Source organism: Sphingobacterium sp. Mn56C, from assembly GCF_049319645.1.
Lineage (GTDB): Bacteria > Bacteroidota > Bacteroidia > Sphingobacteriales > Sphingobacteriaceae > Sphingobacterium.
This window is the reverse complement of the sequence record NZ_JBMOUC010000008.1, coordinates 25,105-41,308: the sequence shown is the minus strand read 5'-3', so window position 1 is coordinate 41,308 and position 16,204 is coordinate 25,105. Positions and strand designations below refer to the sequence as shown.

The window sequence follows — 16,204 nt, the reverse complement described above, 5'->3', positions numbered from 1 at the left end:
CTCTTTGTAACCTTATAACTTAGCATCGTAAAACCAACTTTATGATGAATAATAAGTATAAGAATGTTTTTCTGTATAGCCTAGTGGCTTCTCTTGGTGGATTGTTGTTTGGTTTTGATATTGCCATATTCTCGGGAACGATTCCTTTTATTACCCCTTTGTTTCAACTTACGCCCGAAAAGTTAGGCTGGGTAGCCAGCTGTTTATACATCGGTTGTGTGGTGGGAGCAGTAGCCTTTGGTAAAATTACGGAGTTCCTGGGCCGTAAACCATCTTTGTATTTGGTATCTATAATTTTTATTGTATCCTCCATATTTATGGGGCTTGCAAATTCGGTCGATGAGCTTATCATTTGGCGTATTATTGCAGGTTTTAGTGTAGGTGGAGCCTCCATTTTATCGCCTTTATATATTGCAGAAATTAGCCCTACCACAATTCGGGGTAAAATGGTATCGATAAATCAATTAGCCATTGTAATTGGAATATTAATGGCTTATTTCTCGAACTATTTCCTATCGCATTTGGAGCTTAACTGGCGATTGATGTTTATCAGCGGTTGTCTGCCAGCAGTATTGTTTATTATCGGTGCGATATTCTTACCCGAGAGCCCAAAATGGTTGATATATAAAGGTAAGGAAGACGATGGTATTAAGGAGCTTAAAAAGATTCTCCCTGCAGCGGAAATAGAGCAGGAGCTAGCCGAAATACGTCAGCGTAGAGTGGAGGAAGCTAATAAAACTAAAGGATCTTTTGGGCTATTATTTGCGAGCAAGCAATTTCTGTTTCTCCTGTTTATAGCTATTGTTATTGCGGTATTCCAGCAAATCTCCGGAGCCAATGCGGTATTATTTTATGCGCCGATTATCTTCGAAAAAGTGGGCATGGATGTAAATGATCAATTGCTAATTCAGATTATGATTGGCTCTGTAAATTTGGTGTTTACGCTGGTGGCTATTCGTTTTGTCGATAAGGTAGGCCGTAAATTATTAATGGTTATAGGTGCCGGATCCATGGCTTTACTGTTGTTGTTGATAGGTCTGTCGTTTCAAGGAGACTATATTCCACAGCAATTGGTCAGTGTTTTTGTATTGCTCTTTATTGGTGTCTATGCCGCAACATTAGCGCCCGTTACCTGGGTTATTATTTCGGAGATCTTTCCCATTAGCATCCGCGAGCAGGGAATGGGGATTGCATCGGCTTTTTTATGGATCGCATGTTTTAGTATCACCTATATCTTTCCCGTTATGATCGACCGATTGAGTACCTTCCAAACGTTCTTAACCTTTGGTGGGCTCTGTGCTATATTTTTTGTTTTCTTATTGGTATTTGTGCCCGAAACAAAAAATAATAAGGTGTAATACAAGTGCTAGCTTTTTAGATATTGAAATATTTTTATGGACGAATTTAGAGAAAAAGTTGTTATTGTTACCGGTGCCGGAAATGGTATTGGTAAGGGAATAGCAACGATGTTTGCCGAACAGGGTGCCCGCGTTATTATAGCAACAAAGTATGATCACGAAGGTCTTGCTGTAGAAAATGAACTCACTGCAGCCGGCTTCTGGGCCAAGTATATACAGACCGATGTTAGCGAGGAAGCGAGCGTTAAAAATTTGGTACATCAGGTTGCTGCCTTAACGCAGCGTATTGATGTTTTGGTAAACAATGCCGGTATCACCATTTTTAAATCCATCTTAGAGGCAACGCTAGAAGACTGGAATAAGGTTATCGATACCGACCTGAAGGGCGTATTTTTATGTAGTAAATATGTTGCGCAGTATATGGTTGCGCAAAATATAGCGGGAAGTTTTATTCATATCTCCTCCAACCATGCCTATAGTACCTTGCCGAATACGGAAATGTATGCCGCAGCAAAGGGCGGTATTAATGCCATGACACGTAGCATGGCAATCAGCTTAGGGCAATACGGTATACGTGTAAATTCGGTATCCCCGGGGTTTACCGATACCAACCACTACCAAAATTGGCTTGCCGAGAAAGAAAATCCTGAAACTTTAACGGCCGAAATTTTTGCCCTACATGCGTTAGGAAAAATTTCAACCCCGCAGGATATTGCAAATATGGTGTGCTTCTTGGCGAGCGACAAGAGTGCCAATATCACGGGTAGTGATTTTCTGGTTGACGGCGGATTAACGGCGAGATTATATCATTCGGATAAATTTTAATATGAAGATTACAGGATATAAACTATATAAAGTACCTCCACGCTGGGTTTTTTTGAAAATCGAAACGGATGAGGGTATTATCGGCTGGGGAGAGCCTATTGTTGAAGGGCGTGCGGATACTGTCATGGCTGCCGTACAGGAGCTGATGGAAACGCTGATCGGTAAGGACCCTAGTTTTATTGAAGATCATTGGAATATGATGTACCGCAGTGGCTTCTACCGGGGTGGTCCTGTTTTAATGAGTGCCTTAGCGGGTATAGATCAGGCGCTATGGGATATTAAAGGGAAGTTCTTTAATGTGCCTGTGCATGAGCTTCTTGGAGGAAGGTGCCGCGATAAAATTGACGTTTATTCTTGGGTGGGTGGCGACGAACCAAAAGTCGTTATCGAAGAGATCCAAAATGTGATGGACAGGGGGTTCCATACGGTAAAAATTAACGGTACAGAGCGCCTTAAATTTATCGATAGCTATAAGGAAATAGATGCGCTTTTGGAGCGTATGAGCACCATCCGCGAGCGTTTCGGCAATCGTATAAATGTGGGTATAGATTTCCACGGTAGGGTGCATAAGCCTATGGCTAAGATTCTGGTTAAAAAGCTGGAAGAATTTAACCCTATATTTATTGAAGAGCCTTTATTGTCTGAAAATATGGAAGGTATTGTTGAGGTAGCACGCCATACGGCTATTCCTATTGCTTTGGGCGAGCGTTTATTCTCACGCTGGGATTTTAAAAAGGTGCTGGAAAGCCGTGCTGTAGATATTATACAGCCTGATGTCTCGCATGCTGGTGGAATTACGGAGTGTCGTAAGATTGCTGCTATGGCAGAGGCATATGATGTGGCATTAGCGCTACACTGCCCACTGGGACCTATTGCCTTGGCGGCATGTCTTCAGGTGGATGCGGTATCTTACAATGCCGCTATCCAGGAGCAGAGTTTAGGTATACACTACAATAAGTCGAATGATTTGTTGGATTACATTACAAATGCCGAGGTATTTGCCTATGACAATGGGATGGTTACCATTCCTACAGGGCCAGGTTTGGGTATTGAGGTAAATGAAGAGTACGTTAAAGAAATGAGCCTACAGGGACACAACTGGCACAATCCAGTGTGGAGACACCGCGATGGCTCTATTGCAGAGTGGTAAATTATAGTATTATGCGTTTTATTGATAAACTTAATAATGGCGAATCCGTTTTGGGGCCATTTTCTAAAACCTCCGATCCTTCGATGATTGAAGCGATGGCTTACGCGGGTTTTGACTTTATAATTATAGACCTAGAACATGGTCCGAATACAATCTTAAATGCACAGAATTTAATCCGTGCAGCCCAATTTGCAGGTGCGTTCCCGATTATACGGGTAGCCAATAATGCCGCCGAAGATATCGGGAAGGCCTTAGATATTGGTGCCAAGGGGGTTCAGGTACCGCAGATTACCAATGCGGATGAGGCCTTACTTGCTGTGCAGCATGCCAAATTTGCACCCATGGGGATGCGTGGTGTATGTCGTTTTGTGCGCGCTGCAGAATATACGAACAAAGACCGGTTTGCTTACTTTAAGGAGGCAAATGAGCAGTTTCTTATTCTACAACTAGAGGGTATAGAAGCGGTACAGAATTTTGAAGAAATTATTAAAGTACAGGGCATCGATATCATATTCCTTGGCCCTTATGATTTATCCCAAGCTTTAGGTGTAAGTGGGCAGATCAATCATCCCTTGGTGCTCGAGAAAATGAAGTATATCATCGAAGGGTGTAAAGCAAAAGGAATAAAAACAGGGGTCTTTACAGACAACTTAACGGATGCCAAAAATTGGAAGGAAATTGGTGTAGATTATATCTCCTTCTCCGTGGATGTGGGTATTATGGTAGATGCGTGTAAAAATATTATAAATAATCTGTAATCTAATTTTGTTGCAATGCGTCTACTGATTTTAGTGGCGCATTGTTTTTTTTGAATAATATGTATAGTAAAAAAGTGCTTTGTTTTGGAGAGCTGCTGGTCCGGTATCAGTCGCTGGCGGAAGATGGCTTATTTCAAGAAAAAAAGGCTACGCTGCAGTGTTATCCTGGCGGTTCTGAAGCAAATGTTGCCGTAGCATTGGCAAAGCTGCAGGTGCCGTGTGCGTACATGACAGCGATGCCCGATACGATGATGACCCGTGGTATACGCCGTTTATTGGATAATTACGGTATCGATACCCATCCTATTTTGCTGCAAGGGGAGCGTCTCGGTGGCTACTACTTACTTTCGGCAAATGGCTTAACCAAAGGGGAGGTGATCTATGATCGAAAGTATAGCGCTTTTTCCTTATTGAAACCTCAGGAAATAGATTGGGATACAGCTTTAGAAAATATAGATTGGTTTCACTTTTCGGCACTTACACCTGCATTAAGTGCGGATATGGCGCGTGTTTGTCTGGAGGCGCTGCAGGCGGCAAAGAGAAAGAATATTACCATATCGGTAGATTTGAATTATAGAAACCGCTTATGGCAGTATGGTAAACTTCCGGTTGAGGTGATGCCGGAGATGCTGCAGTATGCCGATGTAATTATGGGTAATATATGGGCCGCCAATACCATGATGGACACTCCGCTGCGCGATGGTTTGGATCGCAATACCCCTAAAGAGGAACTGGTGCAGGCGAGTACAGAATCGGCAAATGCTATATTTGCGGCGTATCCAAATTGTAAACATGTCGCCAATACCTTCAGGTTTATGGATTCAGCAACGCACAACTTATTCTTTGGCGCTTACCACCAACCCAATGCTGTGGCAATTTCGCAAACAGAAGAGACCTATGCTGTTGTCGATAGAATCGGTAGTGGCGATGCTTTTATGGCAGGGTTGATTAAAGGCATACGCGCGGGGTATAATCCACAGGAAATTGTCGATATTGCGACAAAAACTGGCTTTGATAAACTGTTTATTGCCGGCGATTTTTAATTTAAATCTCAATATGATGCAAACAACTATTATAGATAAAATAAAAGCAGCTCCCGTTATTCCGGTATTTTACCATGACGATTTGGAATACTGCAAAGCGGTATTGTCGCAATCGTATGCCGGTGGAATTCGTGTTTTTGAATTTGTAAACCGTGGTGCTGCAGCGCTCCGTAATTTTGAAGCGCTGATGGCTTTTAAGCAGGCACATTACCCGGATCTTGCTTTGGGGATTGGGACTATAAAAAATGCCCAGCAGGTGGCAGATTTTGCTGCATTAGGCGCTGAATTTATCGTAAGCCCTATTATCGACGCTGCTGTGGTGGCAGCCGCGAAAGCGCATAGTTTGTATTGGATTCCTGGCTGTATGACACCCACAGAAATTGCATTCGCCGAGTCTTTAGGGGCTGATCTGGTGAAGTTGTTTCCTGGTGATGTTTTAGGCCCGCAATTCTTGAAGGCTATAAAACCATTATTTCCGAATTTAAAATTTATGCCGACGGGAGGTGTCGATGTTACAGAGCTTAGTATTAAAAGCTGGCGTGACGCGGGTGTTTTTGCTGTCGGTCTGGGGTCAAAGCTTTTTGCAGCGCCCGAATCTACAGCGCTTAACGACAGTTGGTTGCAAGATCGCGTGAGCAAAGTGCTGCACTTCTGTTCGTAGCGATAATCGAAATAGAAAAAGGTTCAAGAGGCGGAAATATATGCTGGATTACAGACCTCTTGAACCTTTCTTTGTATATGTAAGCCAATTCTCCTATAAATCTTTTTTTAAGGCTATCCGGGTTGGATAAAGCGCTAATTTTTATCGCTAAATCTTGCCTTTTCAGTTTAAGACATACCCTATATTCGATAGCCCACATTTCAGGTATTTGCAGGTATCAACTACCTGTAATAACCGTTTATAAATTCGCCTGCTTCCCTGTTCTTTTGCGGTTGCTGTTGCTATTTTTTTTTATTCCTGCAGCAGCCCTAAAAATTGTGAGGCACTTTTAGGTAAGCAAGGAGCTGGCTCGCCAATTTATACAATCCACCAGGGTATATATTCCCAAATTCCAAATAGCTTTCTTATCTTGCAGGGTTAATAAATAAGTAGATTATGAATAGAGTATCAATTTTGGCTATTGCTTTGTTATGCAGCACTTCCGCATTAGCCCAAAAGAAGAAAGAACTTATTGGTGATAAATCCTTAATTACAACAGTTGTGCAAGGAAATTTTGAACGTCATGCAATGACAGCAACAGATTTATGGGCTTTGGGCAGGGTTTCCGCTGAAGGTTTATCTGCGGATGGAAGAACGTTAATTTATGGTGTTTCCAATTATTCTTTAACAGATAATAAATCGGAAAAGAACTTGTATACCATAAATTTGGATACCAGAACTGTAACCCAATTTACCAACGATCTTGGTGGAGAATCGGTGATTAGCGTTGAACCCAATGGTGATGTTATTTATAGCTTTAAGGGGCAGTTGTGGAAAAAAAATATACAGGCGGGCACGGCAATACAGTTAACGGATATAGAAGGTGGCCTGGAGAATGTGAAGATTGCACCAGATGGGAAACATATTATTTTTAGCAGGTCGGTTTTGGTAAAACCCCTGCATAGTGTTGATAAGTTTAAGGATTTACCGAAGTCGAATATTTATATCTATGATGATTTAGATTACAGACATTGGGATACCTTTAATGATGGGCGTTTTAATCACCCTTTTGTGGCTTCGTATGACGGAGGCAAAATTGGTGAAGCCAAAGATTTGTTAGCCGGACAGCCGTATTATAGTCCGCAGGCTCCTTTTGGTGGGGCCGAGGATTTTGCTTGGGCACCCGATGGTAAAAGTGTTCTTTATGTGTGCAAAAAGAAATTTGGTAAAGCGTATGCAACGAGCACGAATACGGATATTTACCGTTATGATTTAGCAACGGGGCAGACAAGCAACCTAACCGAGGGCATGAACGGTTATGATACCAATCCAGCATTTAATTCCAACGGTAGCTTGTTGGGCTGGTTAAGCATGAAAACCGATGGCTTTGAGGCCGATAAAACGGATATCGTTATTGCTGACCCTGCTACAGGCATAAAACGCAACCTTACGGCGCATTGGGATGGCACTGTAAATTCTTTTGCCTGGAGCAAGGATAACAAGAAAATATATTTTGTGGCACCGACACGCGGTACCGTACAGCTTTTTGAAATTATTCTTCCTACAAATTTAAATAGTCGGGATTTTCCAAAAATCCAGCAAATTAGTGCTGGGCAGTTTGATATTACCGGTATTGTAGGTGAAAATAAAGAAGGCTTGGTTGTAACGTCGACAAAAATGACACAGGCAACAGAGGTGTATCAGTATGGCTTTAAGTCCCAAAAGTTAATGCCTATTACGCATGTTAACGACGATGCGTATGCCAAATTTAAGGAAACTAAAATGGAAGGACGCTTTACGAAGGCTTCAGATGGTATGGATCTATTTTCTTGGGTAATTTATCCACCGGATTTTGATCCTTCAAAAAAGTACCCTACACTTTTATTCTGCCAGGGAGGTCCGCAATCGGCAACAACGCAGGGCTATTCTTTCCGTTGGAATTTTCAGTTGATGGCTTCCCAAGGGTATATTGTTATCCTACCTAACCGTAGAGGGATGCCAGGTTGGGGAGAAAAATGGAACGCTGATATATCCAAAGACTGGGGTGGACAGCCGATTCGTGATTATCTATCGGCGATAGATGATTTTGCGAAAGAACCTTACGTCGATAATTCACGTTTGGGTGCTATAGGTGCCAGCTATGGCGGGTACTCGGTATTTATGCTTGCTGGTGTGCACGAGGGGCGCTTTAAGACTTTTATCTCGCATTGCGGTTTGTTTAACATGACATCTTGGTATGGTACTACCGAGGAAATGTTCTTTGCTAACCATGACCTTGGTGGCCCTTATTGGGATGCGGCAAATGCTAAAACATATACTGACTTTAACCCCATCAAGCATGTCGATAAATGGAATTCCCCGATTTTAATCTTTCAAGGGGGCAAGGATTTCCGCGTGCCGATAGGACAGGGGCAGGAGGCCTTCCAAGCGGCACAGCTTAAAGGTTTGAAGAGTAGATTTGTGTACATGCCCGACGAAAACCACTGGGTTTTATCCGGACAAAATGCACAGGTATGGCAGCGCGAATTTTTTGGCTGGTTAGACGAAACATTGAATTAACAGGGCTGCTTTATGTTATTCTACCAAAATTATCCGGTGTGTTCCTCACCGGATAATTTTGGTATTAGCTATTACCTATTAACAATTGCCGTAACGATAAAATACGTGTATTATGACCGTTTTAGACACCTTAAATACGCAGCTGCTCCGGCAGGAGTTTCCTGCTGGCGAAGCATATGAAAAAGCTTTGTCGCAGTATAAGATGTTGGCTCAAAATTATGCTTCTTTAGAGAGTTGTATTGCTGTTTTGAGTGATCTTCAAACCAATACAAGCTACGTATATTATGGCGCTATTGTACAGGCTCTGGACATTGAAACCGACTCTTCGGAAGTGGAGTTAAACTCCATTTGGGAAGAGGCTATCTTTAAAGCCATACACCCTGATGATCTCGTCAATAAACATACCGTTGAGCTGCAATTTCTCGCTATGATGAGGAAGTTACCTCCACAGCAAAGGACGACCTATCATGTGCATAGCCTTATACGTATGCGCGATAAGGAAAATAATTTTAGGGTTATCAAACATCGTATGTATTATGTATATGTAGCGCACAGCAGTCCGACATGGTTGGCTATATGCCTATATGGCCTCCCTGAACCTGGTATCAGCAGCGATGGGCTCCAACATTATATTTTTAATGCCGTCAGTGGGCAGGTTATTGTTCCCGATCAAAACCAGCTGCAAGGCTTACTTTCTGCACGGGAAAAGGAGGTTCTACAGCTTATAAAATCGGGGAATCTTAGTAAGGAAATTGCACATTCTTTATCGATCAGTGTAAATACCGTGAATCGACACCGGCAGAATATTCTTGAAAAATTACGGGTAAAAAACTCCATGGAAGCCTGCCTTATAGCCGACAAATTGCAACTTTGGTAATAGCAGTTGGGTAGCGGTAGTACGGTTATGCGCCAGGCTACCCAACTGTATATGGCTAAGTAAAGTGGAGGTCAATTCGGTGATTTATACAGCCTAAGCTCCAACCTTTTTGTGCTTACCTACTTACTTATCGGCATTTTGCTTTAACCATTCTGTACGGCGTTGGTCGGGAAGGTGCTTAATACTGAAGTTTTCAAATTTTGCCGTAAAGCCATCCCCATCGGGGCATGCCGCCATTAGACCTACCATAATAGGGCGGTTATCTTGCATCCATGCATTACGCATCATAATATAATCCTTGTCGTCGAAGGAGTAAAATACCTCAATAGCATCCAATCGGCGTACCGCTTTAATCCAAACGTAAGGAACAGGTTTGTCTAAGGTAATCACCGACCAGTCCGATGTTTTGTGCGTTACTACCGTACTTAGGTTATACTTGCCATCGACATACTCGATTCCGGCTTTAATATAATTCTCATGGTCCACCCGTAGCATCAGACCAGACTGATCGAAACGTACTTTATAATCGGCAGATATTTTCACCTTCGTTTCAAATTCCCCACCTTGAAGGCTATAGTAGAAAGGGGCATCATCCACGGTAAATCCATAGTGCGAAATCCGCCAATAGTCGCTTTTCGGCGTTACGGACATCGATAGGCTATTGTTTTTAATTTCCCACGATGCTGGCTCATTGAACCAATTCATTTTCTCGAGTTTCTGTGCAAAAGACGAAAGGCTACATAGTGTGGCAACACAGCCTAAAATTACTTTTTTCATGCTATTTCTGTTTGTCATTGGAACGACAAAAATACCATATTTACATGCGACCGGGAATACTGAAAAATAACCATTTTAGGCTTGCTCATATTACTAAACAAAAAGAGGCGCTCTGTTAAAAGCACCTCTTTTTGTTATCTTATTTTGTATCTCGTTTTCCGAAGATCGATATTTTTAAGTATTTACCGGGGTTTGTTTTCAAGTCTGTTACCAGCTCATCCAAACTCGCGGAGGCATTATTCAGGTTATTATACAGCTGATCGTCGTTTACTAAGAGACCAATAGAGCCTTCACCCTTATTAATTTTATCGGTAATATTTTTTACCGTAAGCATTGCCGCATTCGCATTGTCGATCGTAGCCTTAATCTCGGTTTTTGATAAATCGCTCGACAGGTGATCTAAGTTGCTCAGGATGGTATTTATTTTGCCATTATTGGCATTGAAATTATTGGTAATCGATTCTAGGTTTTGCATAATTCGTGCTAAACGGATTTTCTCGGATCCCATTAAATTTTCCACATCTGTCGTAATACGTTCCACGTTACCCAAAGAGGCGGAAATACTGCGTAAGCTTTTCTTGAAATCGCGTTGGAATTCGGAGTCTAAAGCCGAGTTAACACCCGTTAATACCGAGTCGAGCTTCACCACCAAGTTTTCGATCTTTTTTTGTAGCGGTTCTACCTTTTCCATTAAATTGGCCTGAACATCCGACTGTAAGGGGTCGCCGTCGCCGGCTAATGTTTTACTGTTCCCCAGATCAAAAACAATAACTTTGCTCCCTAAAATACTCTCACTAACGATGCGCGCAATAGTATTGGAGGGAATGTCGAACTCATTTTTTATTTTGAACTGTGTTCGTATTTTACCATTGTCTAAGAGGGTCATTTTCGACACCCTTCCTATTTGGTATCCATTTACCATTACAGGTTTTGACGTGGTCAAACCATCTACATTGTCATAGTCTGTATAGAACGTGTTTTCAGAACTGAAAACATCGTTTCCTTTTAAAAAACTATACCCAATAAATAATAATGCAATAGCGATTGCCGTAAGTGCTCCTACTTTTGATTCGTTTGATATTTTCAAGATGTATCGTATTTGACTTAAAAAAACTACAGGTAATAACAGTCTAAATATAAGAATTGTTTACTTCTCTACATTGTTTTTGTAAGTTTTTATCGCTTGAAATAAATTTTCAACGATTTCTTTCTGTCCAGAATCTGATATCATATACTCTTCTTCATCTGGATTACTGATAAAACCTATCTCTGTCAATACAGCGGGCATACCTGCCGTAGCCAATACGGCGAGTCCTTGTTCTTTAACACCACGGTTTGTTCTGCTGGCATTGCTGAATTCTCCTTGCATGTAGCTTGCCAGTTTGATGCTCTGATCGCGGAACTGCCTTTTCATTAATTTAAAAACAATATAACTGGATGGGTCTTTAGGATCAAACCCCATGTAGTTGTCCTGGTAGTTTTCCTCCAAAAGGATGGAAGCATTCTCGCGGATAGCGACATCTTGCTGGTCTAAACGGTTAAAACCACAAATTAAGGTTTCTGTTCCTTTTGCGGATGGATTACGACGAACGGAATTTACATACCTCCCTTGACGGTTTTTGGTGCGTACATCGACGTCTGCCGAGTTGCAGTGTACAGAAATAAAAAGATCGGCTTTATTTTTATTGGCCAATTCGGGTCTTTCATACAACTTGGGATAGCTATCTGTCGTACGTGTATAAATAACCTTCACGCCGGGCAAACCTTCTTCAATACGTTTACCTAGTTTTAATACAACCTCTAGGGTAAGGTCTTTTTCTTTAGCTTTACGCCCAACAGCACCATGATCATGGCCCCCATGACCGGCATCTAAACAGATAATTTTTACTTTTGATACGGTTTTGTTTGTTTGTGAAGGGTCGTTCTGATGGGTAGGAGCTATTGCGGCTGTAGAAAATGTAAGCGTAGCGAATAATGCAGCAGTGTAACTTAGCTTTTTAACAATATTTAAAAAATTCATTCGTGTTTTTTTTTCAATTTTGCTGTTCACAGTTTTTAAAGAATAGGCAAATATAGTCGTTTAAAAGTATATGATAAAATTGCAGCCTTTTATAAATGATTTTGTCTACTTTTGTTTCCATAGAGTTTTATTATTTTGCTACTAAATTTAACACCTGTTTTTCAATTTTGAGGACGTTAATTCGAATTTTATTATGTAGTCTCTGTCTCTTATTAGGGGCATCGTATGTTTTTTCTCAGGGTATATCGCCTAAATCTACTTCTACTAACGTAAAAGATACTACGCTAAGTATTGCTGATACCACAAAAAATGCTTTTAAAACCAAAACGGGTAAAGATACTGTTGTAATGAAGGACGATAGTGGACTCGAAACCATGGTTACTATTGTGGCTAATGATTCTACTTGGAATGAAGCAAAAAAAAATATTACCCATCTTTATAAAGGGGCGAAGGTTAAATACCAAGGCTTTGAATTGGCTGCCGATTATATTCGATTGGATAGAAATACAAATACCCTTTTTGCTTCGGGTGTGATCGATCATAATGGTAAGTATGTGGGGCGACCGGTGGTTATTTTTCCCAATGATAGCCCAAAGACTGTAGACTCTTTACGCTATAATTATACCACGCAAGAAGGAAAAACCTTCGGTATTATGACCGAGGTGGATGGTGGTTTTATACAGGCTCGGCAGTTGCGCAAGAATATCTACGATGAGATGTCTATACATCAGGGTTTATATAGCACCTGTAATCTCCCTTTTCCACACACACACTTTGGGATACATATTTCCAAAGGTATTATTACCGATAAACAAATTATTGCTGGCCCTTCTTATTTAGTGGTGCAGAATATTCCCATGAAGTTTTTAGGTCTTCCTTTCGCCTTCTTCCCGAAGCAGGATAAAAAATCCTCTGGCTTTTTGTTCCCTTCTTTTGGGGATGATGTGACCCGTGGCTTCGGCTTGCGTGATATTGGGTGGTATTTAACCTTCAACGATTATTGGGACTCTGAACTGCGCGCTAGTATTTACTCCAAGGGTTCTTATGAGGCCAGTATACGGACGAATTATTTGGTGAATTATAAGTATAGTGGTGCTTTTAATATCCGTTTTGCTTCCCTGAAAACCGGCGTGGAGGGCTCTAGAGACTACCAAAGTCCGAAAGATTTTCATGTTACCTGGAACCATACCCAGCGGCAGGAGGCAAACCCGGGGACTTCTTTTTCTGCTTCGGTGGAGTTTGGTACGAGCTCCTATTTTAGGAATTCGGGTGCCGGAAGTACTTATGACCCCGCCAAGTTAACACAAAATACCATGGGGTCTTCCATTAGTTATGGAAAGGTCTTTGCGGATGGTAAGGTGAATTTTACGGCTGCAATGAGCCACCGCCAGGATATGGCACAGGGTTCGGTGGACTTGGTGTTACCGAGTTTTAACCTAAGTGTCGCCACCTTTAACCCCTTTGATTCCAAAAATAGGGTGGGCGAGCAAAAGTGGTATCAACGGATTACGGTAGGGTATAGTATGCAGGGAAGTAATAACCTGCGTACAGGAGATTCCACGCTTTTCTCTAAACAGACTTTAAATCAGTTTACCAATGGTATACAGCATAATATCCCGGTAAGTTTAAGTTTAAATGCCTTTAAACATTTCCAATTTAATACTTCGGTAAATTATACCGAACGTTGGTATTTGCAAACCATCCGTAAACGGTTAGCAAATGAGATAAATGGGTATAGGGATGACCGTGATACTGTATCTGGATTTCGCCGTGCTTATGATTACTCTTTTTCCAGTGGGCTATCCACAAAAATTTATGGTATGTATCCCAAGATTGGAAAAATTGAGGCTATACGCCATGTCGTAACACCTTCCATAAACTTAAATTATCGCCCTGACTTCTCGGACCCTAGGTTTGGATTTTATAAGTCTTATATCGACGCGGATGGCCGTTATAACCAATATTCAATTTTCGATGGCGCCATGTTTGGTGGCCCTTCCGCTGGGCGATCTATGGGTATAGGTTTCTCGGTAGATAATAATATTGAGGCCAAAATTCGGGAGAAAAGTGATACGGCGAAGAATGCATTTAAGAAAATCCCTATTCTGCAGGGGTTGACTTTTAGTGGGAATTATAATTTTGTGGCCGACTCGTTAAAATTGTCGACCATTAGTTTCTCTGGGCGGACGTCCTTATTTAACCAAAAGATTAACATCAACTTTAACGGTACCTTTGACCCTTATGTGATGGACAACAGGGGGCAGCGTATTGATCGCTTTACGATTAAAGATGGTAAACTGGCGCGTTTAACTAATATTGGTTTTTCTACCGATTATAGTTTTAACCCGAATGCTTCTAAATCCAGAAACGGTAATATCGATTCCTTACGCAATAAAACCCCTAACATGACTAAGGAGCAGGCGGAAGCATTGGCACGTATCTCTTCGGACCCAAATGCTTTTGTAGATTTTAATATTCCTTGGAATCTTGCTGGATCATTGACTTTTCAATATTTCACGCGTTTTGATACGGATAAACGTAAAGAGGTGGGCGATTATAACGCCGCTATTAATATCCATGGAGATGTTAATTTTACACCGAAATGGAAGGTGCAATTTACCTCTGGTTACGACTTAAAACGTAAGGAGGTGGCCTTAACGCGTTTCTCCATCTACCGGGATCTTCACTGTTGGGATATGTCTTTCGGTTGGGTACCTTTTGGTAATTACCAGAGTTACAATATTACGATTCGTGCCAAGGCTTCAATTTTGCAGGATTTGAAACTTACCAAACAAAATAGTCATTTTAGATATTAGTTTTTTTTCTTAACGATGTATTATGATTGCAGAAATTATAACGATTGGTGATGAAATATTGCTCGGACAGGTTGTGGATACTAATTCTACTTGGATTGGCCAGCAGTTAAGACCTTTGAATATTGCCGTCAGGCAGATTACTTCCATATCGGATAAAAAGGCAGATATATACGCAAATCTTAAATCCGCAGCTTCTCGCGCGGATTTAATTATTGTTACGGGGGGCTTAGGTCCTACCAAAGACGACGTTACTAAAGATACTATTGCCGCGTATTTCAATACCACTTTGGTACGCGATGAGCAGGTGTTATTACATGTCCGTAAATTTTTTGAACGTGCTGCTCCGGATCGTGTAATGCCGCCAGCTAATTTTACGCAGGCGGATGTTTTGGCTTGTAGTGAGGTTCTTTTTAATGATGTCGGAACAGCGCCTGGCATGTGGGTGGAGCAGGATGGTAAAATTTATGTCTTTCTTCCGGGGGTTCCTTTCGAAATGAAGTTTCTAATGGAGCATAGGGTGCTGCAGCGGCTGGAAACGTTTAGGCCTTCCTTAAAATATTACCACGCGCATGTGATTACAATCGGTATTGGCGAGTCTTTCCTGGCGGAAAAGATTGCTGACATTGAAGCGCAACTTCCCGCGCATATACATTTGGCATACCTTCCTAAACTGGGCTTGGTGCGGTTACGCCTTTCTGCTGAGGGCAATGATATGGAAGCTTTAAAAGCAGAAACGGATGCTTTTGCGCTTCAAATAGCCGACCGTGTAAAGCCACATGTATTGGCCAGGAAGGATATTACTTTAGCGGAGGCTATTATAGAGGCGTTTACGCAGCATGGGCTGAAACTGGCAACGGCAGAAAGTTGTACCGGTGGTCAGGTTGCGGCGTCTATAACGGCGATACCGGGGGCAAGTACTGTTTTTGATTGCAGCATTGTAGCCTACCATAATCGTATTAAAGAGCAGCTGTTGGGCGTTGAGGAGCAGGTATTGCGAACACACGGTGCCGTAAGTGAGCAAACGGTAATACAGATGGCGGAAGGGATAAAGCGTGTTGCTGCTGCCGATTATGGTATAGCAACAAGTGGAATCGCAGGCCCAAATGGGGGTACACCCGAAAAACCGGTTGGTACCGTTTGGGTGGCCGTAAGTGGTCGCACAAAAACTGTTACGAAGCAGTTTCATTTTAGAAACGACCGCCTTATTAATATAGAGCGTACGGTCATGCAGTCGTTAATTATGCTGTGGAATTTATATAAAAGTGAAATGCAGTAATTGGGAAATTTTATTTTGACGATTTAATTTGTGCGATAATTATATTTTGTTTTTAGGGAATCTATAATAAAATATATAATTTAGTGTTATTATATAAACAAAACA

At 41.6% G+C, this 16,204-nt stretch carries 13 protein-coding genes; 10 read left to right on the top strand and 3 right to left on the bottom strand.

Annotated elements, in window-relative coordinates; translation table 11 throughout:
* Positions 1-41 precede the first annotated feature (41 nt).
* The 8 genes from ACL9RF_RS16015 to ACL9RF_RS15980 all read left to right on the top strand — a co-directional run bounded on the left by ACL9RF_RS16015 (position 42) and on the right by ACL9RF_RS15980 (position 9,210).
* On the top strand, positions 42-1,358 hold the full coding sequence (locus tag ACL9RF_RS16015) for a sugar porter family MFS transporter (protein ID WP_422801647.1): 1,317 nt from the start codon (positions 42-44) through the stop codon (positions 1,356-1,358).
* 36 nt (positions 1,359-1,394) lie between these two features.
* Positions 1,395-2,183 carry an SDR family NAD(P)-dependent oxidoreductase gene (locus tag ACL9RF_RS16010; protein ID WP_422801646.1) on the top strand — a complete coding sequence of 263 codons (789 nt, stop codon included), beginning with the start codon at positions 1,395-1,397 and terminating at the stop codon, positions 2,181-2,183.
* Between the two features lies 1 nt (position 2,184).
* Positions 2,185-3,333, top strand: a complete 1,149-nt coding sequence (gene dgoD / locus ACL9RF_RS16005) for a galactonate dehydratase (protein WP_422801645.1) — start codon at positions 2,185-2,187, stop codon at positions 3,331-3,333.
* Positions 3,334-3,344: 11 nt separating this feature from the next.
* On the top strand, positions 3,345-4,091 hold the full coding sequence (locus ACL9RF_RS16000) for an HpcH/HpaI aldolase family protein (RefSeq protein ID WP_422801644.1): 747 nt from the start codon (positions 3,345-3,347) through the stop codon (positions 4,089-4,091).
* Positions 4,092-4,150: 59 nt separating this feature from the next.
* Positions 4,151-5,134 (top strand): PfkB family carbohydrate kinase, encoded by a 984-nt coding sequence (locus ACL9RF_RS15995; protein ID WP_422801643.1) that lies wholly within the window; start codon positions 4,151-4,153, stop codon positions 5,132-5,134.
* A 13-nt stretch (positions 5,135-5,147) separates the two neighbouring features.
* Positions 5,148-5,795, top strand: coding sequence for a bifunctional 4-hydroxy-2-oxoglutarate aldolase/2-dehydro-3-deoxy-phosphogluconate aldolase (locus ACL9RF_RS15990; protein ID WP_422801642.1), 648 nt, complete (start codon positions 5,148-5,150; stop codon positions 5,793-5,795).
* Between the two features lie 435 nt (positions 5,796-6,230).
* Positions 6,231-8,333 (top strand): S9 family peptidase, encoded by a 2,103-nt coding sequence (locus tag ACL9RF_RS15985; protein ID WP_422801641.1) that lies wholly within the window; start codon positions 6,231-6,233, stop codon positions 8,331-8,333.
* A gap of 112 nt (positions 8,334-8,445) precedes the next feature.
* Complete coding sequence (locus ACL9RF_RS15980) at positions 8,446-9,210, top strand: response regulator transcription factor (RefSeq protein WP_422801640.1); 765 nt, start codon at positions 8,446-8,448, stop codon at positions 9,208-9,210.
* A 123-nt stretch (positions 9,211-9,333) separates the two neighbouring features.
* Here ACL9RF_RS15980 and ACL9RF_RS15975 read toward each other — a convergent pair whose 3' ends face one another.
* The 3 genes from ACL9RF_RS15975 to ACL9RF_RS15965 form a co-directional block, all read right to left on the bottom strand.
* Positions 9,334-9,987: a DUF1349 domain-containing protein gene (locus ACL9RF_RS15975; protein WP_422801639.1), complete on the bottom strand. Its 654-nt coding sequence runs from the start codon at positions 9,985-9,987 to the stop codon at positions 9,334-9,336.
* Positions 9,988-10,126: 139 nt separating this feature from the next.
* Entirely contained in the window at positions 10,127-11,074 is a 948-nt protein-coding gene (locus tag ACL9RF_RS15970; RefSeq protein ID WP_422801638.1) for an MlaD family protein, read from the bottom strand.
* 60 nt (positions 11,075-11,134) lie between these two features.
* Positions 11,135-12,007: an N-acetylmuramoyl-L-alanine amidase family protein gene (locus tag ACL9RF_RS15965; protein WP_422801637.1), complete on the bottom strand. Its 873-nt coding sequence runs from the start codon at positions 12,005-12,007 to the stop codon at positions 11,135-11,137.
* Between the two features lie 347 nt (positions 12,008-12,354).
* On the opposite strand from ACL9RF_RS15965, the gene ACL9RF_RS15960 reads away from it, so the two are divergent.
* Positions 12,355-14,823 (top strand): putative LPS assembly protein LptD, encoded by a 2,469-nt coding sequence (locus ACL9RF_RS15960; RefSeq protein WP_422801636.1) that lies wholly within the window; start codon positions 12,355-12,357, stop codon positions 14,821-14,823.
* Positions 14,824-14,845: 22 nt separating this feature from the next.
* Positions 14,846-16,099 carry a competence/damage-inducible protein A gene (locus ACL9RF_RS15955; protein WP_422801635.1) on the top strand — a complete coding sequence of 418 codons (1,254 nt, stop codon included), beginning with the start codon at positions 14,846-14,848 and terminating at the stop codon, positions 16,097-16,099.
* Positions 16,100-16,204 lie beyond the last annotated feature (105 nt).

Coding starts and splice junctions, on each gene's coding strand:
- ACL9RF_RS16015 (WP_422801647.1), top strand. CDS start 42: ATGATGAATAATAAGTATAAGAATGTTTTTCTGTATAGCCTAGTGGCT.
- ACL9RF_RS16010 (WP_422801646.1), top strand. CDS start 1,395: ATGGACGAATTTAGAGAAAAAGTTGTTATTGTTACCGGTGCCGGAAAT.
- dgoD (WP_422801645.1), top strand. CDS start 2,185: ATGAAGATTACAGGATATAAACTATATAAAGTACCTCCACGCTGGGTT.
- ACL9RF_RS16000 (WP_422801644.1), top strand. CDS start 3,345: ATGCGTTTTATTGATAAACTTAATAATGGCGAATCCGTTTTGGGGCCA.
- ACL9RF_RS15995 (WP_422801643.1), top strand. CDS start 4,151: ATGTATAGTAAAAAAGTGCTTTGTTTTGGAGAGCTGCTGGTCCGGTAT.
- ACL9RF_RS15990 (WP_422801642.1), top strand. CDS start 5,148: ATGATGCAAACAACTATTATAGATAAAATAAAAGCAGCTCCCGTTATT.
- ACL9RF_RS15985 (WP_422801641.1), top strand. CDS start 6,231: ATGAATAGAGTATCAATTTTGGCTATTGCTTTGTTATGCAGCACTTCC.
- ACL9RF_RS15980 (WP_422801640.1), top strand. CDS start 8,446: ATGACCGTTTTAGACACCTTAAATACGCAGCTGCTCCGGCAGGAGTTT.
- ACL9RF_RS15975 (WP_422801639.1), bottom strand. CDS start 9,987: ATGAAAAAAGTAATTTTAGGCTGTGTTGCCACACTATGTAGCCTTTCG.
- ACL9RF_RS15965 (WP_422801637.1), bottom strand. CDS start 12,007: ATGAATTTTTTAAATATTGTTAAAAAGCTAAGTTACACTGCTGCATTA.
- ACL9RF_RS15960 (WP_422801636.1), top strand. CDS start 12,355: ATGAAGGACGATAGTGGACTCGAAACCATGGTTACTATTGTGGCTAAT.
- ACL9RF_RS15955 (WP_422801635.1), top strand. CDS start 14,846: ATGATTGCAGAAATTATAACGATTGGTGATGAAATATTGCTCGGACAG.